Source organism: Streptosporangium sp. NPDC023963 (assembly GCF_040639135.1).
GTDB lineage: Bacteria > Actinomycetota > Actinomycetes > Streptosporangiales > Streptosporangiaceae > Streptosporangium.
The window spans coordinates 14,582-36,475 of the sequence record NZ_JBEZZK010000003.1 but is presented as its reverse complement, the minus strand read 5'-3'; the positions used below and the strand labels follow the sequence as shown (position 1 = coordinate 36,475).

23 protein-coding genes are annotated in these 21,894 nt (G+C 71.9%); 16 read left to right on the top strand and 7 right to left on the bottom strand.

Annotated features, from left to right (window positions below; genetic code table 11):
* Positions 1-82 precede the first annotated feature (82 nt).
* The 5 genes from AB0F88_RS11435 (at position 83) to aroQ (ending at position 4,602) form a co-directional block, all read left to right on the top strand.
* Positions 83-913 (top strand): A24 family peptidase, encoded by an 831-nt coding sequence (locus AB0F88_RS11435; protein ID WP_362680777.1) that lies wholly within the window; start codon positions 83-85, stop codon positions 911-913.
* A 251-nt stretch (positions 914-1,164) separates the two neighbouring features.
* Positions 1,165-2,343 (top strand): chorismate synthase, encoded by a 1,179-nt coding sequence (aroC, locus tag AB0F88_RS11430; protein ID WP_362680774.1) that lies wholly within the window; start codon positions 1,165-1,167, stop codon positions 2,341-2,343.
* A 64-nt stretch (positions 2,344-2,407) separates the two neighbouring features.
* Positions 2,408-2,911 carry a shikimate kinase gene (locus AB0F88_RS11425; RefSeq protein WP_362680771.1) on the top strand — a complete coding sequence of 168 codons (504 nt, stop codon included), beginning with the start codon at positions 2,408-2,410 and terminating at the stop codon, positions 2,909-2,911.
* On the top strand, positions 2,908-3,984 hold the full coding sequence (gene aroB / locus AB0F88_RS11420; RefSeq protein ID WP_362680768.1) for a 3-dehydroquinate synthase: 1,077 nt from the start codon (positions 2,908-2,910) through the stop codon (positions 3,982-3,984). Before AB0F88_RS11425 ends, aroB begins: the two co-directional genes overlap by 4 nt.
* Positions 3,985-4,167: 183 nt before the next feature.
* Positions 4,168-4,602 (top strand): type II 3-dehydroquinate dehydratase, encoded by a 435-nt coding sequence (gene aroQ, locus AB0F88_RS11415; RefSeq protein ID WP_362682458.1) that lies wholly within the window; start codon positions 4,168-4,170, stop codon positions 4,600-4,602.
* Between the two features lie 121 nt (positions 4,603-4,723).
* Here aroQ and AB0F88_RS11410 read toward each other — a convergent pair whose 3' ends face one another.
* On the bottom strand, positions 4,724-6,793 hold the full coding sequence (locus AB0F88_RS11410) for an ATP-dependent DNA helicase (RefSeq protein ID WP_362680765.1): 2,070 nt from the start codon (positions 6,791-6,793) through the stop codon (positions 4,724-4,726).
* A gap of 264 nt (positions 6,794-7,057) precedes the next feature.
* Between AB0F88_RS11410 and AB0F88_RS11405 the strand changes: the two genes are divergently transcribed.
* Both AB0F88_RS11405 and AB0F88_RS11400 read left to right on the top strand, forming a co-directional pair.
* Positions 7,058-8,440 carry a hypothetical protein gene (locus AB0F88_RS11405; RefSeq protein WP_362680762.1) on the top strand — a complete coding sequence of 461 codons (1,383 nt, stop codon included), beginning with the start codon at positions 7,058-7,060 and terminating at the stop codon, positions 8,438-8,440.
* A gap of 178 nt (positions 8,441-8,618) precedes the next feature.
* On the top strand, positions 8,619-10,202 hold the full coding sequence (locus tag AB0F88_RS11400) for a Na+/H+ antiporter (RefSeq protein WP_362680759.1): 1,584 nt from the start codon (positions 8,619-8,621) through the stop codon (positions 10,200-10,202).
* Here AB0F88_RS11400 and AB0F88_RS11395 read toward each other — a convergent pair.
* Positions 10,199-10,456, bottom strand: a complete 258-nt coding sequence (locus AB0F88_RS11395; protein WP_362680756.1) for a UBP-type zinc finger domain-containing protein — start codon at positions 10,454-10,456, stop codon at positions 10,199-10,201. The genes AB0F88_RS11400 and AB0F88_RS11395 overlap by 4 nt on opposite strands.
* 201 nt (positions 10,457-10,657) lie before the next feature.
* On the opposite strand from AB0F88_RS11395, the gene AB0F88_RS11390 reads away from it, so the two are divergent.
* From AB0F88_RS11390 to AB0F88_RS11375, 4 genes are all read left to right on the top strand, one after another.
* On the top strand, positions 10,658-11,059 hold the full coding sequence (locus AB0F88_RS11390) for a hypothetical protein (RefSeq protein WP_362680753.1): 402 nt from the start codon (positions 10,658-10,660) through the stop codon (positions 11,057-11,059).
* Positions 11,060-11,219: 160 nt separating this feature from the next.
* On the top strand, positions 11,220-11,561 hold the full coding sequence (locus AB0F88_RS11385) for a DUF202 domain-containing protein (protein WP_362680750.1): 342 nt from the start codon (positions 11,220-11,222) through the stop codon (positions 11,559-11,561).
* A 7-nt stretch (positions 11,562-11,568) separates the two neighbouring features.
* A complete protein-coding gene (locus AB0F88_RS11380) occupies positions 11,569-11,901 on the top strand; it encodes a DUF202 domain-containing protein (protein ID WP_362680747.1) in 333 nt (110 codons plus the stop codon).
* 24 nt (positions 11,902-11,925) lie between these two features.
* Positions 11,926-12,642: a hypothetical protein gene (locus AB0F88_RS11375; protein WP_362680745.1), complete on the top strand. Its 717-nt coding sequence runs from the start codon at positions 11,926-11,928 to the stop codon at positions 12,640-12,642.
* Between the two features lie 50 nt (positions 12,643-12,692).
* On the opposite strand, the gene AB0F88_RS11370 is transcribed toward AB0F88_RS11375, so the two are convergent.
* On the bottom strand, positions 12,693-13,814 hold the full coding sequence (locus tag AB0F88_RS11370; RefSeq protein WP_362680742.1) for a ferritin-like domain-containing protein: 1,122 nt from the start codon (positions 13,812-13,814) through the stop codon (positions 12,693-12,695).
* Positions 13,815-13,907: 93 nt separating this feature from the next.
* Here AB0F88_RS11370 and AB0F88_RS11365 point away from each other — a divergent pair, with 93 nt between their 5' ends.
* Positions 13,908-14,540: a TetR/AcrR family transcriptional regulator C-terminal domain-containing protein gene (locus AB0F88_RS11365; RefSeq protein ID WP_362680739.1), complete on the top strand. Its 633-nt coding sequence runs from the start codon at positions 13,908-13,910 to the stop codon at positions 14,538-14,540.
* A 102-nt stretch (positions 14,541-14,642) separates the two neighbouring features.
* On the opposite strand, the gene AB0F88_RS11360 is transcribed toward AB0F88_RS11365, so the two are convergent.
* Complete coding sequence (locus tag AB0F88_RS11360; protein WP_362680736.1) at positions 14,643-15,137, bottom strand: transglycosylase SLT domain-containing protein; 495 nt, start codon at positions 15,135-15,137, stop codon at positions 14,643-14,645.
* Between the two features lie 339 nt (positions 15,138-15,476).
* Positions 15,477-15,866: a transglycosylase SLT domain-containing protein gene (locus AB0F88_RS11355; RefSeq protein WP_362680733.1), complete on the bottom strand. Its 390-nt coding sequence runs from the start codon at positions 15,864-15,866 to the stop codon at positions 15,477-15,479.
* A 220-nt stretch (positions 15,867-16,086) separates the two neighbouring features.
* Here AB0F88_RS11355 and AB0F88_RS11350 point away from each other — a divergent pair, with 220 nt between their 5' ends.
* Complete coding sequence (locus tag AB0F88_RS11350) at positions 16,087-16,572, top strand: glutathione peroxidase (protein WP_362680730.1); 486 nt, start codon at positions 16,087-16,089, stop codon at positions 16,570-16,572.
* Here AB0F88_RS11350 and AB0F88_RS11345 read toward each other — a convergent pair.
* Entirely contained in the window at positions 16,544-17,542 is a 999-nt protein-coding gene (locus tag AB0F88_RS11345) for a substrate-binding domain-containing protein (RefSeq protein WP_362680727.1), read from the bottom strand. The genes AB0F88_RS11350 and AB0F88_RS11345 overlap by 29 nt on opposite strands.
* 177 nt (positions 17,543-17,719) lie before the next feature.
* Here AB0F88_RS11345 and ugpC point away from each other — a divergent pair, with 177 nt between their 5' ends.
* The gene (gene ugpC, locus AB0F88_RS11340; RefSeq protein ID WP_362680724.1) at positions 17,720-18,940 is read left to right on the top strand and encodes a sn-glycerol-3-phosphate ABC transporter ATP-binding protein UgpC; all 1,221 of its coding nucleotides are present in this window, start codon (positions 17,720-17,722) and stop codon (positions 18,938-18,940) included.
* A 160-nt stretch (positions 18,941-19,100) separates the two neighbouring features.
* On the opposite strand, the gene AB0F88_RS11335 is transcribed toward ugpC, so the two are convergent.
* Positions 19,101-19,853, bottom strand: a complete 753-nt coding sequence (locus AB0F88_RS11335) for an SDR family oxidoreductase (RefSeq protein WP_362680720.1) — start codon at positions 19,851-19,853, stop codon at positions 19,101-19,103.
* A 93-nt stretch (positions 19,854-19,946) separates the two neighbouring features.
* On the opposite strand from AB0F88_RS11335, the gene AB0F88_RS11330 reads away from it, so the two are divergent.
* Both AB0F88_RS11330 and AB0F88_RS11325 read left to right on the top strand, forming a co-directional pair.
* On the top strand, positions 19,947-20,381 hold the full coding sequence (locus AB0F88_RS11330; protein ID WP_362680717.1) for a DUF1801 domain-containing protein: 435 nt from the start codon (positions 19,947-19,949) through the stop codon (positions 20,379-20,381).
* 171 nt (positions 20,382-20,552) lie between these two features.
* Entirely contained in the window at positions 20,553-21,782 is a 1,230-nt protein-coding gene (locus AB0F88_RS11325; protein WP_362680714.1) for a PQQ-dependent sugar dehydrogenase, read from the top strand.
* Positions 21,783-21,894 lie beyond the last annotated feature (112 nt).

Sequence of the window (21,894 nt, the reverse complement as noted above, 5' to 3'; positions counted from 1 at the left end):
GAGGTCACTTCCGCCCCCGGACGGGGCGGGGGAGTGCCCGGGATCCCCGGCGCGGCCGGGGTTCGCGGATTATGGTCGGTCCATGAGCCCCCCGGTGACCCTTCTGCTCCTCCCCGCGCTCGCGGCCCTGGCAGGGCTGGCGATCGGGTCCGGGACGCGGCGCGTGGTGGCCCGCCACTCGGCGGCCGAGGGGGCGGAAAGGGCCGAGAGGGCGGAAAGGGCTGATAGGGCCGAGAGGGCGGAAAGGGCCGAGGGGGCCAAGGGGGCCGAGAGGGCGGAAGGGGCCGAGAAGGCCGAAGGGGGACGGTACGGCCCCTGGCCCGCGGCCGGGGCGGTGGAGGGGGTGACCGCGGCGGTGCTGGCCGCTCTCGCGCTGCGGGCGCTGTGGCCGGACGCGGCGGGGACGGCCGCGTGGCCGGGAGCGCCGGGGGCGGGGATCACGCCGGTCGGCAGGACGGGGGAGCTGCTCGCCTTCGGCTGGCTGGCGGTGGTCGCCGTCGCCCTGTCCTTCGTCGACGCCGCCGTCCACCGGCTGCCCGACCGGCTCACCCTCGCCGCCTACCTGGGGACCGCCGCCCCGCTGGCCGTGCCGGCCCTCGCCGACGGCCGCCTCGGGGACCTGCTCGGCGCCGGGCTGGGCGGCCTCGCCCTGGCGGGCTTCTACCTGGTGCTGTTCCTGGTCAACCCGGCGGGGATGGGGCTGGGCGACGTCAAGTTCGCGGCGAGCCTGGGCACCGCCCTCGGCTGGCTGGGCTGGGACACCCTGGTCACCGGGGCCTTCCTCGGCCTCCTGGCCGGCGGGCTGTACGGGGCCGCCCTGATGGTGCTGCGCCGCGCGGGCCGCAAGAGCGAGATCCCCTTCGGCCCCTTCATGGCCATCGGCGCCCTGGCCGCCGTCCTAGCCGCCCTCTGACCGGACCGCCCTCTGACTGGACCGCCTTCTGGCTGGACCGCCTTCTGGCCGGGCCGCCCTCATGACCGTCCACCCTCTGGACCACGTGCCCCTGGATCACCCGCCCCTGGATCACCCGCCCCTGGATCACCCGCTTCTGGGCCGCCCGCCTCTGCCGCCGCCTCCAGCCTCCGGCGGGACGATCACCGGCGGATGTCTCAACCGGTGAACGGAGGCCATTCCAGTGGGCGACACGTGGAAGACTTGTCACCATGTTGCGCTGGTTGACCGCCGGAGAGTCCCACGGCCCCGAGCTCGTCGCGATCCTGGAAGGCCTGCCCGCCGGGGTGGAGGTGACCACGGCACAGCTGGACGAGGCGCTGCGCCGCCGCCGCCTCGGCTACGGCCGTGGCGCGCGGATGAAGTTCGAGCAGGACGTCGTGACCATCGCGGGCGGGGTCCGCCACGGCCGGACGCTCGGCAGCCCCGTGGCCATCCGGGTGGGCAACACCGAGTGGCCCAAGTGGGAGACGGTCATGGCCGCCGACCCCGTCGACCCGGCCGTGCTGGAGGGCCAGGCGCGCAACGCGCCGCGCTCCCGCCCCCGTCCCGGCCACGCCGACCTCGCCGGGATGCAGAAGTACGGCTTCGACGACGCCCGCCCGGTGCTCGACCGGGCCAGCGCCCGCGAGACCGCCGCCCGCGTCGCGCTCGGCCAGGTGGCGCGGAGCTTCCTCAAGCAGGCCCTCGGCGTCGACATCGTCAGCCACGTCGTCTCGATCGGCGGGGCCGTCAGCACCCGGGGCGTCGTCCCCGGCCCCGGCGACCTGGAGGCGGTCGACGCCGATCCGGTGCGCTGCGCCGACCCCGAGGGCAGCGCGGCCATGGTCGCCGAGATCGACAGGGCGCACAAGGACGGCGACACCCTGGGCGGCGTCGTCGAGGTGATCGCCTACGGCCTGCCGCCGGGCCTGGGCAGCTACACCCACTGGGACCGCCGCCTCGACGCCCGCCTCGCGGCCGGCCTGATGGGCATTCAGGCGATCAAGGGCGTCGGCGTCGGCGACGGGTTCGAGACGGCCCGCCGCCCCGGTTCCCTGGCCCACGACGAGATCGAGAACACCGCCGACGGCGTACGCCGGACGACCAACCGGGCCGGCGGCGTCGAGGGCGGCATGACCAACGGCGAGCCGCTGCGCGTCAGCGCGGCGATGAAGCCGATCTCCACCGTCCCCCGGGCGCTGGCCACCATCGACGTGCTGACCGGCGAGGCCGCCAAGGCCCACCACGAGCGCTCCGACGTGTGCGCGGTCCCGGCGGCCGCGATCGTCGCCGAGGCGATGGTCGCGCTGATCCTGGCCGACGCGGCGATCGAGAAGTTCGGCGGCGACTCCGTCGAGGAGGTCGCCCGCAACCTGTCCGGCTACCTCTCCTCGTTGGTGATCAAGTGAGCGGGCGTCCGGGCGAGGGCGCTCCCGGTTCCCCGGTGAGCGGGCCGGCGTCGAAGGAGAGCAGATGAGTCCCCGAGCAGTGCTGATCGGTCCTCCGGGATCGGGCAAGTCGACCGTCGGGCAGCTCCTGGCCGAGCGGCTCGGAGTCGCCTTCCGCGACACCGACGCCGACGTGGAGCGCACGGCGGGCAAGCCGGTGAGCGACGTCTTCATCGAGGACGGCGAGGAGCGTTTCCGGGAGCTGGAGGCCGACGCCGTGCGGCGGGCGCTGGCCGAGCACGACGGCGTGCTCTCCCTGGGCGGTGGCGCGGTCCTCGCCGAGGCCACCCGCGAGCTGCTGGCCGGGCAGCCGGTGATCTACCTGGAGGTCGGCCTCTCCAACGCCGTCCAGCGGGTGGGCCTGGCCTCGGCGCGGCCGCTGCTCGTACTGAACCCGCGCAGCCAGCTGAAGAAGCTGATGGACGCCCGCCGTCCCGTCTACGAGGGACTGGCCACGATCGTCGTGGCGACCGACGAGCGCGATCCCGGCCAGATCGTCGACGAGATCGTGGAGGGCCTGAAGCCGTGACGATCTCCAGGATCGAGGTCCCCGGCGAGAGCCCGTACGACGTGGTGGTCGGCACCGGGGTGCTCGGCGAGCTGCCCGGCCTGCTCGGCGCGGGGGTGAGCACCGTCGCGGTGATACACCCGGAGAGCCTGCCGGAGATCGCCCGCCCGGTCTGCGGCGCGATCGAGGCGGCCGGGTACGAGGTCGTCGCCCTGCCGGTGCCCGACGCCGAGCGCGCCAAGACGGTCGAGGTGCTCGCGGGGCTGTGGTCCGCCCTCGGCCGCGCGGGCCTCACCCGCTCCGACGCCGTGGTCGGCGTCGGCGGGGGAGCCACCACCGACCTGGCGGGGTTCGCCGCCGCCACCTGGCTGCGCGGCGTCAAGGTCGTGCAGGTGCCGACCACCCTGCTGGGCATGGTCGACGCGGCGGTGGGCGGCAAGACCGGCATCAACACCCCCGAGGGCAAGAACCTGGTGGGGTCCTTCCACCCGCCCGCCGGGGTGCTGTGCGACCTGGCGACGCTGGTCTCGGTGCCCCGCGACGACTACGTGGGCGGCCTCGCGGAGATCGTCAAGGGTGGTTTCATCGCCGACCCGCGGATCCTCACGCTCATCGAGGACGATCCGGAGGGCGCCAGGCTCCCCGAGGGGCGGCACACCCGGGAGCTGATCGAGCGGAAGATCCAGATCAAGGCCGACGTCGTCGGAGCCGACCTGCGCGAGGGTGGCCTGCGGGAGATCCTCAACTACGGCCACACGCTGGCGCACGCCATCGAGCGCGTCGAGGGATACCGGATGCGCCACGGCGAGGCCGTCGCGATCGGCATGGTCTACGCCGCCGAGCTGTCCCGCCTGGACGGCAGGATCGGCGCCGACCTCGTGGAGCGGACCAGGTCCATCCTGAGCTCGGTCGGGCTGCCCACCGCCTACCGCCGCGAGGCCTGGCCGGAACTGCGCGACCACATGCGCCTCGACAAGAAGAGCCGCGGCGCCAAGCTGCGCTTCGTCCTCCTGGACGACCTGGCGAAGGTGTCCCCGCTGGTCGACCCGCCGGAGGAACTCCTCGAGGCCGCCTACCACCAGGTCGCCCGGTGAGCCTCGCGTCCCCGTGCGCCCCCTACGCCTCCTACGCTCCCGGCGGCCCGGGGGCTTCCGCGCGGCGGGGGCCGGTTCCGGGGCGCCGGCGAGGCGCGGCGGGACCGTGCCGGGCGGCGCGCCGGGTGAGTGACGTCGGCCGCGCGGCAGGCGCGCGGCCATCAAGGAGCGGTGAGTGACCCGATGAGACCCGTCTACGTGCTCAACGGCCCCAACCTGGGGCGGCTCGGCACCCGCGAGCCGGATGTCTACGGCGCGGAGACCTTCGCGGACCTGGCCGCGCTCTGCCGGGACACCGGCAGGGAGCTCGGCCTGTCGGTCGACGTCCGGCAGACCGACGACGAGGCCGAGATGCTGGGCTGGCTGCACGAGGCGGCCGACGGCCGGATCCCCGTGGTGCTGAACCCGGCGGCGTTCACCCACTACTCCTACGCGCTGCGCGACGCCATCGCCCAGCGCACCGCGCCCCTGGTCGAGGTGCACATCAGCAACCCGGCCGCCCGCGAGGAGTTCCGGCACACCTCGGTGGTCGCCGCCGTGGCGACCGGCACCATCGCGGGTTTCGGTCTGAGGTCGTACGTGCTGGCCCTGCAGGCCATCGCCGAGACCACCTCCTGAGCCCACGCCTCCGAGACGCCCCGGAACCCGTGCCGGGCCACGGCCGGTCCGTAGCCACGGCCGGTTCGTACGAGCCCCGCGCGGGGCGCCTCGGCACGGGTGTCCCGCGCGGCCGGCGGCCTCAGGAATCGCTGAGGCGCTTGAGGGCGCTGCGGACCTTCGCCGGGTCGTTGGTGGGCCAGAAGGGCGGCAGGGAGTCGCGCAGGAACCCGGCGTAACGGGCCGTCGCCAGCCGGGGGTCGAGCACCGCGACCACACCCTTGTCGTGCTGGCTGCGCAGCAGGCGGCCCGCGCCCTGGGCGAGGAGCAGCGCGGCGTGGGTGGCGGCGACCGACATGAACCCGTTGCCGCCCTTGGCGGCGACGTGGCGCTGGCGGGCGGAGCTGAGCGGGTCGTCCGGGCGGGGGAAGGGGATGCGGTCGATGATGACCAGGCGCAGCGAGGGGCCGGGGACGTCGACGCCCTGCCAGAGCGACAGCGTGCCGAACAGGCAGGTCGGCTCGTCCTCGGCGAACTGCTTGACCAGCAGCATCGTGGAGTCGTCACCCTGGCAGAGCAGCGGCACGCTCAGCCGGTCGCGCAACGCCTCGGTGGCCGCCTTGGCCGCGCGCATCGAGGAGAACAGGCCGAGGGTGCGGCCCCCCGCGGCCTCGATCAGCTCGGTGATCTCCTCGAGGTAGGCCTCGGGCAGGCCGTCGCGGCCCGGCTGGGGCAGGTGCTTGGCGACGTAGAGGATGCCGCTGCGCGGGTGGTCGAAGGGGGAGCCGACGTCGATGCCGGCCCACCCGGCCCGGCCCTTGCCGCCCTTCCCCTCCTTCTTCCCCTCTTTCCCGTTCTCGTCCTCGGCGGCGCTCCTGCCGCCGCCCAGGCCCCACTGGCGGGCCAGGCCGTCGAAGGCGCCGCCCAGGGCGAGCGTGGCCGAGGTCAGGATGACCGTGCGGTCGCCGAAGAGCTTGTCGCGGAGCATGCCCGCCACCGTCAGCGGCGCCACCCGCAGCAGGGGCGGGCGCCGGTCGGTGCCCGCCTCCAGCCAGACCACCTCGGCGCGGTCGACCTCCTCGGCGTGGCCGAAGGCGTCGAGCATGCGCTGCGCGGTGTCGTGGACCTCGTCCAGCGAGGTGAAGGCCGCCCTGCGCAGCCCCGCGCCCTCCGGGTCGTCCTTGTCGCCGTTGCGCGGGCCGAGGGCCGTTATGCACGCCCACGCCGCGTCGCGGATCAGGGCGAGCGTCATCCCGAGCACCTGGGGGAGCTCGTCGAGGCGCCCGGCGGGAGCGGCGGCCAGCAGGGACTTGAGGTCCTCGCCGCTCTCCATGAGCCGGTCGGCGAGGTGCTGCTCGATGAGCTTGCCGACCCGCCGCGCGGCCACCGTGATCATCGTCTCCGACAGCTCGCCGCTGACCACGGAGGTGACGCGGTCGACCAGCTCGTGGGCCTCGTCGACCACGACCACCTCGTGCTCGGGCAGGAGCGGGAAGTCCTCCATCGCGTCGATCGCGAGCAGCGCGTGGTTGGTCACGACCACGTCGGACTCGCCGGCGCGGGCGCGGGCCAGCTCGGCGAAGCACTCCGTGCCGCTCGGGCAGCGCGTGGCCCCCAGGCACTCCCTGGCGCTGACCGAGAACTGCCGCCAGGCCTGCTCGTTGACGCCGGGGACGAGCTCGTCGCGGTCGCCGGTCTCGGTCTCGTTCGCCCACTCCTGGATGCGCTGGACCATCCGGCCCGTCGCGTTGACCTCCCGGGGGTCGAAGAGCTGGTCCTGCTCCTCGTCGGGCCACCCCGCGCTCGCCTTGTAGCGGCACAGGTAGTTGCGGCGGCCCTTGAGGATCGCGAACGCCGGCTCGTGCGGCAGCTGCGGGGCCAGCGCCTTGGCGAGGCGCGGCAGGTCGCGGTCGACGAGCTGGCGCTGGAGGGCGATGGTGGCGGTGGAGACGACCACGGCGCCCTTGGAGGTCATCGCGTGCCTGATCGAGGGGATCAGGTAGGCGAGCGACTTGCCGGTGCCCGTGCCCGCCTGCACGGCCAGGTGGTCGCCCGACTCGATCGCGTGCTGCACCGCCCTCACCATGGTGATCTGGCCGGGGCGCTCGACCCCGCCCACCGCCTCGACGGCGGTGCTCAGCAGATCCTCAACCGGGGGAATATCCACCTTTGAGGAGACGTCTTCGGATGGGGCGATGGAGTCGGTCGGCACGACAGCCAACCGTACCCGTTCGGCCCGACAGTCGCGGCTGCTCCGGCGAGTCGCGGCTGGACGCATACCCGTATTCCGGAACCCGGGGTTCACCTCGCATGGCAAACTGGCTGGATCACCCGGCTCATCAATCCTCGTAAGGTCAAGGGAAGGTCTACCGTTCTGGTGCCGTTGGGGCGGAAGATAGGGATGGAAAGACCGGTTCGGTAGGGTTTCCCGAGGTCGAGTGGACGAATAAAGGCTGGTTAAAGCACTATGTCCTCCATGTCGGAAGTTGTCCCGTTGCCGTCGTTCGGCGAGGTGTTCTTTGACGAGCGTGGCCAGGAGCGGGTGCTCCGGGTCACCTGGCACGAAGGCACGCTGGTGCTGAGCCTGTGGCGCGGCGAGATGTGCACCGCGAGTTTCCGCATGCCCATGAGCGATGTGGGGCGCCTGGTCGACACCCTTGACGAGGGCTTCGTCGAGGCCGGTGGGCAGTACCCCGACGAGGTGGGCGAGCCCGTGCACGCCGAGCAGCCCCCGCAGGACGAGCCGCAGGCCTACGGCGAGTATCCCGGCACCGGCCAGTACGCCCGGCCCCGGCCCGAGGACTACGCCCAGCCGCAGCAGTATCCCGACCCGGCGGGCCACATCCCCTTGGCCCCCTCGCCGCTGGACGAACCCCGCCAGGTCGCCGCCCTGGGCCCGAACGACGTGCTCGTCGCGCGGGGCGTGGTGCCGCCGCCCCTGGACCGGCCCCAGGACCGGATGGCCCCCGGATACGGCTCCTCCGACGCCGTGCCACGCGAGAACATGATCGTGAACGACTCCCTGCCCTACGGGCAGCCGCAGCCCGTCGAGCCGCTCGGCGCGGGTCCCGTCCCCGGCGAGCCCGCCTACCAGCTGTCCGGCGACCGCTATCCGCCCGCGCAGCCCCCGTACGGCGTCCAGCAGCCCGACCCCTACGCCGCCCCGCCCGTCCAGCAGCGGCCCGACCCCTACGCCGGGCCCGCCGACCGGTTCGGCGCCCAGCAGCCGGACCCGTACGGCGTGCCGCCCCAGCCCGTCGACCCGTTCGCGCCCCCGGAGGGCCGGCAGAAGCCGGCCGCCCCGTTCACGCCGCGCCCCGACCAGTTCTTCGGCCAGTTCGCCGACTCCGCCCAGCGGCCGGAGCCCGACTCCTACGGGCCGGGACAGCAGAACTCGACCGACCCCTTCGGGTTCGCCGCCCAGCAGCAGGCCGCCTACGGGAACGCGCAGGCCGACCAGTACGGCGGCGGCTACCCGCCCCCCTCGCAGCCCGACCCGTACGCGTTCGGCGCCCAGCAGCCCCACCAGTCCCACCAGGCCGGTCACCCGGCCGACCTGCGCGACCTGTACGGCTCGCCGCCCGCCTACCCGCAGCAGGACGTCGACCCGTCCGACCCGCTGGGCCTGCTCGGCCAGGCGGCGCCCGACCAGAGACTGCCCCGCCCCTACGTCCAGGAACCGCCGCACTCCACCGGCGAGAGGCTCCGCCCCGAGCAGCGCTACGACGAGCAGCGCTACGACGAGCGGTACGACGACCGCCGCCGCGACGAGCGCCAGTACGACGACGGGCGCCAGTACGAGGGCGGGCGCCGCGAGGGCCGTCGCCGCGACGACAGGGACGAGCACCGCGACTGGTGATCTTCCTCCGAGACCCGGCGCCGCCGGGCCCAGGTCGCGAGCTCGCCGCCGGAGGGGATACCGTGTGGCGTCCGCCGGGTCCGTGGTCCGGCGCCGTGTGGTGGTTTCGGCCGCCCCGGGCGGTTCGCGAGGCGTGCCGGGGCACATAGGCTGATCGATCCCTATCGGGCGGGGTGGCGTGGACGAGTCGACGGTGCTGCAGATGCTGGCCGTGTCGGTCGTCGCGATCGCGGTGGCCGCGGTGGCCAGGCGCAAAGGATGGCCCGCGCCGCTGTTGCTGGTGCTCGCCGGGGTGGTGCTGTCGCCGTTCGTCCCCACCTACGAGCTCGACCCCCAGCTGGTCCTGCTGGTCTTCCTGCCCCCGCTGCTCTACTCGGCGGCGATCGACAGCTCCTACCTGAGGCTCAACGACTTCCGCAGGCCGGTCGCGCTGCTCTCGGTCGGCCTGGTGCTGTTCACCACGCTGGTCATCGGGTGGGTCACCCACCTGCTCCTGCCCCAGCTGCCGCTCGCCGCCGCGTTCGCGCTGGGCGCGATCGTGGCCCCGCCCGACGCGGTCGCCGCCGTCGCGGTGGCCCGCAGGCTCGGGCTGCCCCGCAAGGTGGTCACCATCCTGGTGGGGGAGAGCCTGTTCAACGACGCCACCGCGCTCACCGCCTACCGGGTGGCCATCGCCGCCGCGGTCGGGCAGGGCATCACCTGGCAGCACGCCGCCCTCGACTTCGCCCGCTCCGCGGCGGGCGGCGTGGTGATGGGCCTCGCGCTCGCCTGGGCCCTGGCCTGGGTGCTGGTCCGGCTGCGCGACGCGCTCGTCGAGAACACCGTCATGCTGCTGATCCCGTTCGCCGTCTACCTGGCGGCCGAGAGCGTGCACGTCTCCGGCGTGATCGTCGTGGTGATCGTCGGCCTCTACATCGGCCACCGCATGCCCAGGGCGGCCTTCGGCACCCGGCTGCTGTCCGACGCGGTCTGGAAGGTCCTCGACTTCTTCCTGGAGACGATCGTCTTCGCGCTGATCGGCCTGCAGATGTGGCCGATCATGCGCGGGCTGGAGTGGGGCGACGGGTGGAAACTCGCCGGGATGGCGCTCGCCGTCTTCGCCGCCGCGGTGGTCGCCAGGGTGGTCTGGGTCGTGCCCAGCATCTACCTGCCCCGGATGCTGTCGAAGAAGATCCGCAGGACCGAGATCCACGCGCCGACCTGGCAGAACGTGACCATCGTGAGCTGGGCGGGCATGCGCGGCGTGGTCTCCCTGGCCGCGGCCTTCGCCATCCCGGCGAGCTTCCCCGGCCGCGACCTGCTCCTCTTCCTCACCTTCTCGGTGGTGATCGGCACCCTCCTCGTCCAGGGCCTGACGTTCCCGGCGCTGATCCGCAGGCTGAGGGTCTCCAACGCGCAGGAGACCTACACCGACAACCTGGCGGAGGCGGCCGCGCAGCAGGCGGCCGCCACGGCCTCGCTGGCCCGGCTGGACGAGCTGGTGGCGGAGGGCGTCGACGAGGTCCACCGGGAGGTCGTCGACCAGCTCAGATCCCGCGCCGAGCGCCGTACCCTCACCGCCTGGGAGCGCCTGGGCGGCGGCACGGGGCAGGAGGGGGCGGAGACGCCGAGCAACGTCTACCGGCGGCTCCGCCGGGAGATGCTGACGGTCGAGCGCGACGTGTTCGTCCGCCTCCGCGACGAGCGGCGCATCGACGACGAGGTGCTCCGCCGGGTCCTCCACGAGATCGACTTCGAAGAGGCCACCCTGGAGCGCGACTAGCCGATGACGTTGTCCACGTAGCACCAGCGCCAGTCCTCGCCCGGTTCGAACGAGGCGACGACCGGGTGGCCGTCTTCCGCGAAGTGGGCGGTGGCGTGCTTGCTGGGCGACGAGTCACAGCAGCCGATGTGCCCGCAGGCCAGGCACCTGCGCAGGTGGACCCAGCGGCCGCCCGTCGCCAGGCACTCCTCGCACCCCTGCGGAGTGCGCGCGGGCGTGTCCTGGGCCTCCACGATGTGCTCACAGGTCGTCATGGTCTCCCCCTCATCGTTATTACTGATGATCGTACGACCATCGCGGCGTCCCGATTCCGCCACCTCCCGTGTTCCGGTTTCGCGATCTTCGCGCCTCCCGGTTCCGCCGTCTCCCCCGCGTTCCGGCCCGCCGGCGGACCGGTGGGTAACGAGCCGGTACGGCACCGCCTGCCGCGGCGGCCCGTTGGGTAGGGTCGGGTCATGCGACCCCTTCCGCGACGAATTCCCGTCCTCGCCGCCTCTGCGCTGGCCGCCGTCCTCGTCACCACCGGCTGCTCCGAGCTCCAGGAGGTGAGCCAGGGCATCGACAAGGCACAGCAGTGCGTGCAGGCCGCGGGCATCGTCACCGAGACCGCCGCCAAGGTCTCCGGGCTGCTCAACGACCCCGCCGCGATGGAGAAGGCGCTGAACGAGGGTGGCGCCAAGCTGGGCGACCTGGCCGACACGGCGGCCAACACCTCGCTGAAGGAGGCCGCCGAGGGCGTCTCCGGCACCCTGGAGGGCTTCAACGTCACCGACGCCAACAGCGCCGTCGACGCCGCCCAGAAGGTGGCCACCGACTCGGTGCAGTGGGTCCAGCAGCTGACCAACGCCTGCGGGTAGTCCCCGCCGCCCCGGTGCGGCACGCCCGTCCCGCCCGGGGCGGGGGCCGCCGCCCGGCGGGGCCGGCCGGAGGTGCCCGCGGGCACCTCCGGGAATCCCGGGTTCTCTAGGGGAAATGTGGTTGAAATACCGTCATTTCTATGAAGACCCAGGACAGTTCATGAACTCTCCGGACCGTGAGCCGGATCCCCGGTTCACCCTTGCCAACGAACGCACGTATCTGACCTGGTTGAGCACGTCGCTCGCGCTGAGCGCGGGCGGCGTGGCGATGGCCGCCGTCTCCGCCGACGTCTTCGTCCCATGGATGCGCACCGTGCTCGCGGTGGTCCTGGTGTCGCTGTCCGCCCTGGCGGCCGCGATGGCCTACCCCCGCTGGCGCCGCGTCCAGCGCGCCCTGCGCAGCTCCGCCCCGCTCCCGCCCCCCGCCCTCGCGCCCCTGTTCGGGTACGGCGTGGCGGCGGTCGCCGTACTCGCCCTGATCCTCATCCTGCTGTCCCGGTGAGCCCCCGGTGAACAGGCTGTGGGACGCGGGCCTGCAGAGCGAGCGGACCCGCCTGGCCTGGGTCCGCACCACCGCCATGCTGGCCGTCACCAGCCTGGCCGGCGCGGGGGTGGCCCTGCGGGCCGGCACGCCCGCGGTGGCGATCATCCCCTTCGTCCCGGCCGTGTTCTGCGCCGTCCTGCTGCTGACCCACACGGGCATCCGCTACCGGCGCGCCCAGGAGGCCCTGCACGGGAGCCGTCCCCTCGACAACCGGGCCGACGCCCTCATCGCCTGGCTCGGTACGCTCGCCGCCGTGGCCGGAGCCGCCGCCTTCGTTCTGGGAAGGTTCGGAAGGTAAAAAAATGCGGCAAGATATCGCAGCATGTCACGCTTCGATGATCTGCCCGGTTACGCGGCGTCGATCGCTTCGCTGATCGACGCGGTCAATCTCGGCGTTCACATCGCGAGCAGGCCCCTCAGCCGGGAGCTCACCGAGCGGTCCGGCCTCCAGACGGACCTGCTGGTCGATCTCCGATTCGTGCTCCCCGCCAGGCCGCTCACCGCCGAGGGGCTGGCCGCCCTCTACCGTTACAACCCCTTCGACCGGTCGGAGATCGACGCGCAGATCGCCCAGGGCGCCCTCGTCGACGACGGCGGCGCGCTGCGCGCCACCGAGGCCGCGCTCTCCTTCATCGCCTCCCTGTACGAGGTGCACGCGGCGGTGACCGGCGAGCTGTGGGCCGGCCAGGCCGACCGGCTGCCCGAGCTCGCGGATCTCGCCGGCAGGCTCGTGGCGGCCGGTGGCGGCGGCGCGGCCTTCGCCCAGGCCTCGCCGCCCCACGAGCCGGTGGGGACCCCGCCGGGCGTGCTGCTGTTCAACCGGCTGGCCGTATTGCGCTACCACCGTGCCGACGCGCACGCCGGCGCCTGGACGCGGGAGGGCCTCACCGCGGCCCAGATCATCGCCCTGCCCCCGGGACCCGCCCGCGACCGGATCGAGGCGGAGACGAACCGCCGCGCCGCGCGGCCGTACGAGAGCCTGACCACCCGTGACCGGCAGGCCCTCCTGCTGGGTCTGAGCGCCCTCCACCTGCCCTGAGGTCCGGTGAGGGCGGTCCTGCGGGGGCGCGGGCCCCGTGGCGGATCGGGTCAGGGCCGCGGCTCCTCGCCGAGGGAGACGGTCTCGGCGACCTCCGCGTGGCGCTCGGCCTCCTCGGCGGCGAACCGCTCGGCGTCGAGCCTCTCGGCGATGTCCTCGTCCTGCCGCATCAGCTTGTCCAGGCTCTGGCCGGCCATGTCCAGCACGCCCATGTCGGCGTAGGCCTGCTGCAGGCGGGGGCTCCACAGCCCGATGTCCTTGACGCAGGGGACGATGCGGCTGAAAAGCAGAGAGCGAAAAATCCTGAGATATTCGGACTTGTCGACGCACTCCATGGCCTCGTTGACCTCGGCCTTGGTCAGCCCCAGGTTCTCCCACGTCTCCCGGCCGCGCAGCCGGTCGCGCATCAGGTAGCAGCCCTCGATGACGAAGTCCTCGCGCTCGCGCAGTTCGGACTCGCCGAGCTGCGCGTAGTAGTCGCGCAGCGCCATCCGGCCGAAGGCGACGTGCCGGGCCTCGTCCTGCATCACGTAGGCGAGGATCTGCTTGGGCAGCGGCTTGGTGGTGATGTCGCGCATCACGCCGAAGGCGGCCAGGGCGAGGCCCTCGATGAGCACCTGCATGCCGAGATAGGGCATGTCCCAGCGGGAGTCGCTCAGGGTGTTGTCGAGCAGCGACTTCAGGTGCGGGTTGATGGGGTAGGCCAGGCCCACCTTCTCCTGGAGGAACCGCGCGTAGGTCTCGGCGTGTCGCGCCTCGTCCATGGTCTGGGTGGCGGCGTAGAACTTGGAGTCGAGGTCGGGGACGGACTCCACGATCCGCGCCGAGCAGATCATCGCGCCCTGCTCGCCGTGCAGGAACTGGGAGAACTGCCAGGAGGCGTTGTGCAGGCGCACGTCCTTGCGCTGCCTGTCGTCCATCCGCTCCCAGAGCGGGGTACCGAAGATCGCGATGGTCTCGTCGGGGACGCCGAGCACGTCGTACGGATCGACCTCCAGGTCCCAGTCGATGCGCTTGACCGAGTCCCACTGCTTGTCCTTGCCCTTCTGGTAGAGGGCGAGCATGCGGTCCCTGCCGTCGTCGTACTCCCAGGTGAAGCGGGCGGCCCCGGCCGCCTCGACGTCCCAGGTGGAGAGCTCGGCGGGAATGGTGTAGAGATCGTGCGTCGACATGCTGCCTCCAGAGACGTACACCGTACGTATCCATCGAGGTTGTCACGTACGCTGTACGTACGTCAATGGAACCGATGAGGGGACGACGGCCATATGCCTGTCCAGCCACTGTCCAGGCCGCGCATCGTCGCCTCGGCCATCGCGCTGATCGAGCGGGAGGGCGCCGACGCGGTGTCGATGCGCGCGATCGCCGCCGATCTGGGCGTGGGTGTGATGTCCCTCTACAACCACGTGCCGAACAAGGAGGCGCTGCTGGACGCGGTGGCCGAGACCGTCCTGTCGCAGATCGAGTTCACCGACGACCCGGACGCCGAGTGGACCGACCGGGTGCGCATGCAGGCGCTCGCCTTCCGGCAGATCGCGAGCCACTACCCGCGCTGCACGATGGTGGTGGTCAGCCGCCAGCTCCGCTCCACCGCCGGGCTGCTCCCCGTGGAGCGGGCGCTGGACACGCTGCGCCAGGCGGGGTTCGGCGGCGACGAGGCGGTGCGCGCCCTGCGCGTGTTCATCGCCTACATCGTGGGCTCGCTGCTGCGGGAGGTCGGGGTGACCCCGACGTTCGCCCCGGTCCACCGCTCGGACGTCAGGGTCGACGAGGTCGATCCCGTGCTGTTCCCCCAGGTCGGCGAGCTGGCTCCGATCCTCGACGAGTGCGACCACGAGGCCGAGTTCGCCTTCGGGCTGGAGATGCTCATCCAGGCGATGGCGGTGCGCCTCAACCGTTGACGGTCGCCGGCGCGGCCGGGCGGCCCGGAGGGTGACGCCCGGGGCCGCGAGGCCCCGGGCGTCAGGAGAGTGTTCCCTTCCCCTGGACACTCTCCGCGCGGGTCAGTACCAGTTGCTCGACCGGAAATGACCCCACGCGCCGCACGGTGACCCGTAGCGGCTCTTGATGTATCGCAGACCCCAGTGGATCTGCGTGCTCGGGTTGTATCGCCAGTCCCTGCCGCTGCCGCCCATCTTCGAGCCGGGCAGCGCCTGCGGGATGCCGTACGCACCCGACGAACGGTTGTACGCGCGGTGGTTCCAGTTGCTCTCCCTGGTCCAGAGACTGTCCAGGCAGCGGAACTGGCGGTGCGGCCACGCTCGGCGGGACACGAGACGATAGGCGATCGTCTTGTTCCTGCCCTTGGCGGTCCTCGCGACCGCTTTGACCCTTGGCTTCGCCTGGGTGGCCCAGGTGAGGCGGTACACCGTCCTCGCCGTCCCTTTCCTGGACGTCTCGGAGGTGCTGTCAGCCTGCCCCGCCGTCGGTGGACCGACCATCGCCGAGGCGGTGAGCACGGTCATGACGGTGTTGCGCAGAACGCGGTAGCTGTTCACGTGGATCCTTGTCCTCTGGCCGCGTGCGGAAGGCGCGGGAGGGCACATGGTGCCCTCCGGCGTCCGACGATCCGGCGTCCGTGGCTCGGACGGGGAACGTCCGCGCGGTCTCTCCGGCCTGTTTCCGGCATGAGACGCCGCGGCGATCTCTCTAGGCCGCTTTCTATTACGCGAGAGCGCGCCGAGCGGCGGATGGGACACGCGAAGGAAAGGTGTTTGCCCGATCTTCGGGATTTACGGGTGATTCGGAGAAGGGGCGGTTACGACCGGCGAATCACCCATGCTGGGAGACGGTGTGAAAATCACCCTGCCATGGGGTTTCAATTCACCGTTCCCTGATCAGTACCAGCCCCGCGTGGTGAAGTGCGCCCACGCCCGGCACGGCGAGCCGTAGCGCTGCTTGATGTAGCCGAGCCCCCACCTGATCTGCGTCCTGGGGTTGGTGCGCCAGTCGCGTCCGGCGCTGGCCATCTTGCCGCCGGGCAGCGCCTGCGGGATGCCGTACGCGCCCGACGAGCGGTTGCGGGCGCGGTGGTTCCAGTTGCTCTCCCTGGTCCAGAGCCTGCTGAGGCAGGCGAACTGGCTGTTGTTCCAGCCGTGCGCGGACACCATGGGCCTGGCGACGGCCTGGTTGCCCGGTCTTGCCGAGGACGCCTGGGCGACCGTGGTGGTGCCGAGGGCGAGCACCGAGGTGATCACCAGCACACCGGTACGGCGGAGCGTCGACATGGGACTCCCTGTGCTTCGGGGACGGGGGACGGCCGACACGATGCCCGGCCATCCGGCGGCGGGCCAGTCGACAGCGCCTGTCAGGGGTCCTGTCAAAGATCGGTAAGAGAATGATCAGAGCGTTGGTGAGGCGGGCGTCGTCTCACCTGTGGTGTCGGTCACATTTCACTTGGTGGACGTCATAACTCTCAAATGTGACAGAGGGATTAGGCTGCTGATCATGGGAATCCGTGATATCTCCATTCACACTCTTGCCGGCGCGCCCACCACCCTGGCCGAGCTGGCCGGTGACCGGGCCGTCCTCGTCGTGAACGTCGCCTCCCGGTGCGGCCTCACCCCCCAGTACGCGGGGCTCGTCGACCTCCAGCGGACCTACGGCGAGCGGGGCTTCACCGTCGTCGGCGTGCCGTGCAACCAGTTCTACGGTCAGGAGCCGGGCACCGCCGAGGAGATCCAGGAGTTCTGTTCCACCACCTACGGCGTCGACTTCCCGCTGCTGGCCAAGTCCGAGATCAACGGCGACGACAGGCACCCCCTCTACGAGGCGCTGACCGCCACCCCCGACGCCGGCGGAGAGGCCGGCGACGTCAAGTGGAACTTCGAGAAGTTCCTCGTCGCGCGGGACGGGGAGGTGCTGGCCAGGTTCCGGCCGACCGTCCAGCCCGACGACCCCGCCCTCATCGCGGCGATCGAGAAGTCCCTTTAGGCGCGCAGCTGCCCCTGACGATCAGCTCGGTGGGCAGCAGCACGCCCCGCGGCCTCCTGGCACCGCCGCGCAGCACCAGCTCGGCGGCGCGGTAGCCGATGTCCCTGGCCGGTTGGGCGATCACCGTCAGCGGCGGTGAGCACAGCTCGGCCCAGGGCACGTCGTCGAACATGATCAGGGACAGGTCCCGGGGAATGCGCAGGTCCAGCTCCCGTGCCGCCAGCACGGCCGCCTCACCCAGCAGGTTGCCCCCGGCCAGCACGGCGGTCAGGTCCGGCCGGTGCTGGAAGAGTCCGGCGGCGGCGGCGTACGCGGAGTCGCGGCTGCCCCGGGCGACGACGATCAGCTCCTCGTCGACGAGGGGCCCCAGCGCCTGCCTGAAGACCGACAGGCGCTGCTCCTGCCCCGGGCCGCCCAGATAGGCGACGCGCCGGTGTCCCAGCCCCGTGAGGTAGTCGACCGCGGTCCTGACCCCCGCGCGGTCGTCGGCCACCACCGCGGGGATGTCGTCGCGCCCGGCCGCGAGCCGGTGCGCGAACACCGTGACCACCCCGGCCCGCAGGGTCGGCGCCCAGCTGTCGCCGTCGCCCGAGGGGACCGCGATCACCCGGTCCACGCCCTGCTCCAGCAGCGTGCCGATCAGCTCGGCCTCGGACTCGGGATCGTCGCCGGTCGCGCCCACGATCACCGGCTCGCCCGCCGAGCGCGCGCAGGCGAGCACGCCGTCGGCCACCCGGCCGTAGAAGGTGTCGGTGATGTCGGGCAGCAGCAGCCCGATCCCGCCCGAGCGCCGCTGGCGCAGGTTGCGCCCGAGCGCGCTGGGCCGGTAGTCGAGCTGGGCGGCGACGGTCAGCACCCGCTCCCTGGTCTCCGGGCTGGCCGACCCGCCCGACAGAACCCGGGACACCGTGGCGACCCCCACCCCGGCCGCCCCGGCGACATCCTTGATCGTCGTACGACGCATGTTCATGGAAACGATTCCATCATGATTTCCGAGCCCGATCCAGTGCGGAGCGGCAACAGTGGTCCTGCTGACAGGCCAGAACCGGGCAGACTCTTGACACGGATGTCCGTTTCCGATGAGATGCATGAAAACGTATCCAATATCGGGTGAACGCGGGGTTGGCCCGAGGCGACAAGGACTTCCATGGCATCCATTGTTCTCAGCAAAGTCGACAAGATCTACGCGGGCGGCGTCAAAGCCGTGAACGGCCTCGACCTTGAGATCAAGGACGGGGAGTTCATGGTGCTGGTCGGTCCGTCCGGATGTGGCAAGTCCACCGCCCTGCGGATGATCGCCGGGCTCGAGGACATCAGCGGCGGCGAGATCTCCATCGGCGACCGGGTGGTCAACCACCTGCCTCCGAAGGACCGCGACATCGCCATGGTCTTCCAGAACTACGCGCTCTACCCGCACATGACCGTCGAGGAGAACCTCGCCTTCGGTCTGAAGCTCCGCAAGATGCCCAAGGCGGAGATCGCCAAGCGCGTCGGCGAGGCCGCCAAGATGCTCGGCCTGGACCAGTACCTCAAGCGCAAGCCCGCCGCCCTCTCCGGTGGCCAGCGCCAGCGTGTCGCCATGGGCCGCGCGATCGTGCGCGAGCCGCAGGCCTTCCTCATGGACGAGCCGCTGTCCAACCTGGACGCCAAGCTCCGCGTCTCCATGCGGGCCTCCCTCAACACCCTGCACGAGCGCCTGGGCGTGACGACCGTCTACGTCACCCACGACCAGGTCGAGGCCATGACCCTCGGCGACCGCGTCTGCGTGCTGCGCGACGGCCTGCTCCAGCAGGTCGACACCCCGCAGAACCTCTTCGACAAGCCGGTCAACCTGTTCGTCGCGGGCTTCATGGGCTCCCCGTCGATGAACTTCGTCAACGCCGAGCTGGTGCGCGGCGACGGCGGCGCCGCCGTCGCGTTCGCGGGCTTCAAGCTTCCGGTGCCGGCCGAGACCCTCGCCGAGAAGCGCGGCCTCGACCAGTACTTCGGCAAGAAGATCATCCTGGGCATCCGCCCCTCCGACTTCGACGACTCGATCGCCGCCAACGGCTCCTCCTCCGGCTGGGTCCGCCTGCCGGTCCGCGCCGAGGTCACCGAGGAGCTGGGCTCCGAGATCAACGTGCTGTTCCTGATCGACGCCCCGCCGGTCCAGCACCAGGACACCGTGGCCGCCGCCGCCGACGACGGCGAGGAGGACGCGACGCTGCCGCTGGTGGGCGACAAGTCGCTGTGGACCGCCCGGGTCAACTCCCGCAGCCACGTCCGTCCCGGCCAGAACATCGAGCTGATCGTCGACACCCACAACCTGCACTTCTTCGACCCGGTCTCGGGTCTGGCGATCGGTCACGAGGCCAACGCCCGCGTCTGATCCACCGCGCGGGCCGCGAGACGCGTCCCGACCACCACCGCAGGCCGGAAGGGCCCGCGCCACGACCCCCTCCCGTGGCGCGGGCCCTTTTCGTCTTCCTCGCCTTCGCCGGTGGTCTCCCACCGCCGGTCTCCTGCGGTCTTTCTCCTGGGGTCTTCCCTCAGCGGCGGGCGAGGCGGCGCGAGAAGCGGCCGATCGGGCCGAGGGGGAGCAGCCTGCCGACCCTGACGATCACCTTGTAGCGCAGGTCGGGGATGCTGACCCGCACGCCCCGGGCCAGATCGCGCATCGCCTCGCGGACGACGTTGTCCGCCGACAGCCAGAAGAACTCGGGGATGCCCGACTTGTCCATCGAGGCGCGCTCGTGGAACTCGGTGTGCACGAACCCCGGGCACAGGGCCATGACCCGCACGCGGCTGCCGGCCATCTCGACGGCCGTGGACTCGCTGAAGCTGACCACCCACGCCTTGGACGCGCTGTAGGAGCCCCGGGGGAAGAACGCCGCCACCGACGCGACGTTGATCACCGCGCCCCGGTCGCGGGCCCTCATCCCCGGCAGCGCGGCCAGCGTCAGCCGCAGCACCGCCTCGCAGTGCAGCTTGAGCATCCGCAGCTCCTCCTCCGCGGGCACGTCGAGGAAGTGCCCCCGGTGGCCGAAGCCCGCGTTGTTGACCAGCAGGTCGACTCCCTCCCCGAGCCGCCTTTCCACCGCCTCCAGGCCCTCGTCGGTCACCAGGTCGGCGGCGAGAACCTCGCTGCTCACCCCGTAGCGCAGGCGCAGTTCCTCGGCGACGGAGACGAGGCGCTTCTCGTCGCGGGCGACCAGGACGAGTGAGAATCCGTCGGCGGCCAGGCGGCGGGCGAAGGCGGCACCGATGCCGGCCGTCGCCCCCGTGATCAGTGCGGTTGGCATGCCAGCAGTCTAGGGAGGGGGCGGCCGGGAGAGTTCCAGGGGTTGCGCCACGGATCTCAGCCTTTTGTCGTACCGGTGTGTCAGCATGCCCCCATGGCGACATCGAAACAGCCGGTGACGGTTCCGACCGACGTCAGCGTCGACGGTTTTCTGGCTGCGGTCCCCGACGAACGCCGGCGAGCCGACGCGGAGCGCCTCCGCGCGATCCTGCGCGAGGTGACCGGTGAGCCCGCGATGATGTGGGGCCCGAGCATCGTCGGCTTCGGCAGCTATCGCCACACCCACGAGAGCGGACGCGCGGGCGACTGGCCTCTGGTGGGCTTCTCGCCGCGAAAGCAGCATCTCGTTGTCTACCTGGTGGGTGGGTTCGAGGAACGATACGCGTCGGTGCTCACCCGGCTGGGTCCCCACAAAGCCGGAAAGGGCTGCCTCTACCTGAAACGGCTCGACGACGTCGACGAGGGCGCGCTGCGCGAGCTCATCGACCGTACGGCTCGGGTGCACAGGGGTGTCGGGCGGGCCGGCTGAACGCCGTTGACCCTCGGAGAGACACTGAGAATCAGCGAACGGAGAATGGACGTACGCGGCCTGGGGAGGGCAGGGACGTGCGGGAGTCGCCCCGCGGCCGGAACCTTCGCGGCGTCCGGCGCGTACAGGTGATCATCTGATGCAGGCGACGAACACAGGAGGCTGAGAACCGTGCCGATCTCCCGCCGGACAGGATGCCGGACAGGATGGGGCCTGGCCCTGCTGAGCGCGGCGCTGGTCGCCTGCTCCTCCACCGGGGCCACCGGGTCCGCCGAGACCCCCGGGTCCGCCGGCTCCGGATCCGCCCCTCCCGCGGTCTCGCCCACGGCCTCGCGGGCGGAACCCACCGGGGAGGCGGGGACGGAGGCCGCGCCGAAGGTCCGCTTCACCGAGTTCGCACAGCTCGACATGCCGGTGGCGATGGCCCTGCGCAAGGACGATCCGACGCTCTACATCGCCGAGCAGACGGGACGGCTGCGCGCGGTGCGGGACGGGAAGGTCGCCGAGGCGCCCGTCGTCGACCTCTCCGGGGAGATCAGCACGGGCAACGAGCAGGGGCTGCTCGGGGTGGCCTTCCACCCGGAAGGGAACTTCCTCTACCTCGACTGGACCGACCGCGAGGGGCACACCCACCTCACCGAATGGGCCTTCTCCGGAGGCAAGGCGACCGGCCGCAGGGACGTGCTGACCCAGCGGCAGCCGTACGCCAACCACAACGGCGGGCAGCTCGCCTTCGGGCCCGACGGGCACCTCTACATCGCCCTCGGCGACGGCGGCAGCGGGGGAGACCCGCAGGGCAACGGCCAGAACCTGGACACCTGGCTCGGCAAGATCCTCAGGATCGACCCGCGCGGCACCCCGTACAAGGTCCCCCGCGACAACCCGTTCGTCGGCAGGCGGGGCGCCAGGCCGGAGATCTGGTCGTACGGCCTGCGCAACCCCTGGCGGTTCACCTTCGACGCGAAGACCGGCGACATGTGGATCGGCGACGTCGGCCAGAACGCCTGGGAGGAGGTCGATCTCGAGCCGAAGGGCGAGGGGGGCCGCAACTACGGCTGGAACCTGAAGGAGGGAACCCACCCCTTCGAGGGCGGCGGTGACGGCGACGGCGGCGGCACTGTGGACCCCGTCATCGAGTATCCGCTGGGCGAGGGCGGCAACTGCTCGGTCATCGCCGGATACGTCTACCGGGGCAAGAAGATCCCCGGCCTGGAGGGACGGTTCGTCTACGGCGACTTCTGCGCGGGATGGGTCAAGGCCGCGCCCCCCGGCGGGAAGGGGCGGGGCGACGACCTCGGCACGGTGGAGCAGCTGTCGTCCTTCGGCCAGGACCACGACGGCGAGCTGTACGCGCTCAGCCTGTCGGGGCCCGTGTACCGCCTGGAGCCGGGTGCCGGCTAGAACCCCGGCTCTGGACGCCCGCCCCGGGGCGGGTGGGCGATCCGGGGAGAGCGTCCGGCTCCGCCCGCCGCGACGGGTGGCCGGCGGCGTGCGGCGGTCACCGCCGGAGGCC

What these genes read in the sequence shown, in the direction of transcription:
- AB0F88_RS11435 (WP_362680777.1), top strand. Translation starts at nt 83, where the DNA reads ATGAGCCCCCCGGTGACCCTTCTGCTCCTCCCCGCGCTCGCGGCCCTG.
- aroC (WP_362680774.1), top strand. Translation starts at nt 1,165, where the DNA reads ATGTTGCGCTGGTTGACCGCCGGAGAGTCCCACGGCCCCGAGCTCGTC.
- AB0F88_RS11425 (WP_362680771.1), top strand. Translation starts at nt 2,408, where the DNA reads ATGAGTCCCCGAGCAGTGCTGATCGGTCCTCCGGGATCGGGCAAGTCG.
- aroQ (WP_362682458.1), top strand. Translation starts at nt 4,168, where the DNA reads ATGAGACCCGTCTACGTGCTCAACGGCCCCAACCTGGGGCGGCTCGGC.
- AB0F88_RS11405 (WP_362680762.1), top strand. Translation starts at nt 7,058, where the DNA reads ATGTCGGAAGTTGTCCCGTTGCCGTCGTTCGGCGAGGTGTTCTTTGAC.
- AB0F88_RS11395 (WP_362680756.1), bottom strand. Translation starts at nt 10,456, where the DNA reads ATGACGACCTGTGAGCACATCGTGGAGGCCCAGGACACGCCCGCGCGC.
- AB0F88_RS11390 (WP_362680753.1), top strand. Translation starts at nt 10,658, where the DNA reads ATGCGACCCCTTCCGCGACGAATTCCCGTCCTCGCCGCCTCTGCGCTG.
- AB0F88_RS11385 (WP_362680750.1), top strand. Translation starts at nt 11,220, where the DNA reads ATGAACTCTCCGGACCGTGAGCCGGATCCCCGGTTCACCCTTGCCAAC.
- AB0F88_RS11375 (WP_362680745.1), top strand. Translation starts at nt 11,926, where the DNA reads ATGTCACGCTTCGATGATCTGCCCGGTTACGCGGCGTCGATCGCTTCG.
- AB0F88_RS11370 (WP_362680742.1), bottom strand. Translation starts at nt 13,814, where the DNA reads ATGTCGACGCACGATCTCTACACCATTCCCGCCGAGCTCTCCACCTGG.
- AB0F88_RS11365 (WP_362680739.1), top strand. Translation starts at nt 13,908, where the DNA reads ATGCCTGTCCAGCCACTGTCCAGGCCGCGCATCGTCGCCTCGGCCATC.
- AB0F88_RS11355 (WP_362680733.1), bottom strand. Translation starts at nt 15,866, where the DNA reads ATGTCGACGCTCCGCCGTACCGGTGTGCTGGTGATCACCTCGGTGCTC.
- AB0F88_RS11350 (WP_362680730.1), top strand. Translation starts at nt 16,087, where the DNA reads ATGGGAATCCGTGATATCTCCATTCACACTCTTGCCGGCGCGCCCACC.
- AB0F88_RS11345 (WP_362680727.1), bottom strand. Translation starts at nt 17,542, where the DNA reads ATGAACATGCGTCGTACGACGATCAAGGATGTCGCCGGGGCGGCCGGG.
- ugpC (WP_362680724.1), top strand. Translation starts at nt 17,720, where the DNA reads ATGGCATCCATTGTTCTCAGCAAAGTCGACAAGATCTACGCGGGCGGC.
- AB0F88_RS11335 (WP_362680720.1), bottom strand. Translation starts at nt 19,853, where the DNA reads ATGCCAACCGCACTGATCACGGGGGCGACGGCCGGCATCGGTGCCGCC.
- AB0F88_RS11330 (WP_362680717.1), top strand. Translation starts at nt 19,947, where the DNA reads ATGGCGACATCGAAACAGCCGGTGACGGTTCCGACCGACGTCAGCGTC.